Annotated in this window: 1 protein-coding gene; it reads left to right on the forward strand. The window is 46.6% G+C overall.

Features of this window, described 5'->3' with window-relative positions:
• Nucleotides 1–528: 528 nt before the first annotated feature.
• A partial coding sequence (locus tag R7D93_RS25895; RefSeq protein WP_318129632.1) for a hypothetical protein occupies nt 529–1,113 on the forward strand: 585 nt, incomplete at its 3' end.

Raw genomic sequence — 1,113 nt, forward strand, 5'->3', positions numbered from 1 at the left:
CTCAATAACATGATCGGAATTATCGCCATCAAAAGTGGCAAATCGATTCTTGGAAATAAACGCTTGTTCATTTACTACAACCTAAAAACGCTCTCAAAAGAGCGAAAACAACCAGAACTCAAGAGAGTTCAAACTATTCCGATGCTAAGAATCCAATAGGTCGGGTATGTTGGCTTTCTTAGATTTGTTGAAAGTTAAAGCACAACAGGCCTGTTCACAGATGCGGCGCAAAGGAGTGCGAGAAAGGAGGTGCAGCATCATCTGTTGTGGTACGTCGACTGGGAATGTTGTGAAGAGGATAAATACACCAGCCTTGATATTTTCGCCACTCTTTTTATCGTACTTAGTGTTGAATCCAGCAATAATTGATATCTCGCTCGGATGTTATTGTGTTTTGACTCAAAACCATTTATCGCCGCTCACGCCCATTTACTCCCTAAAAATACCATTGGTCGCATCCTACAGCTGACTATGAAGCGATGGCGTAATCTGAAACCATCAAATCACGTTCAACTAAGGACAGTCACCATGATGGTTTTCAATCTTCATTTATCCAGAGCCACAACCTTGCTCGGCGCGGCATTGGCAGCGTTTACCTTGAGTAGCAGCTTGGCGTTGGCAAACCCTACTGAGCAGTTACTAACTCGCTTTAACCAAGCCGCACAGGGCGACACGGGTTTGGTGGATACTGTACATGACGAGCTTTCACAATTAGTTCAAAAGCAAGGCGCTACGCCTGTGACATGGGTTTACCTTGGCAGCAGTGAAACCTTGCAAGGGCGCGATGCTTTTATGCCATGGAACAAGATGAAGTTCACTGAACGTGGGCTTGCCACCATTCAGAAAGGTTTGGATTTAATGGCAAATCAACCTATGCCGATTCAAGAGCAGCAGCGTTTACAAGGGCTACCAGAATATCAATTGGCCACTGCGATGGCGGCCACCACTTACACTTCGCTTCCGGATAGGTTTAATCACTTTGGGCGTGGGTACGGGCTGTACCTGACTCTGCTTGATGAACCGAGCTTCAATCAACAACCGTTCGCGGCAACGGCGTGGGTTTACCTTTACGCCATTGAAGCAGCGCTGCGTGCTGAGGACATGGAGCAAGCG

The sequence above is a fragment of the Vibrio sp. YT-15 genome (genome assembly GCF_033337445.1).
GTDB classification, from domain to species: domain Bacteria; phylum Pseudomonadota; class Gammaproteobacteria; order Enterobacterales; family Vibrionaceae; genus Vibrio; species Vibrio alginolyticus.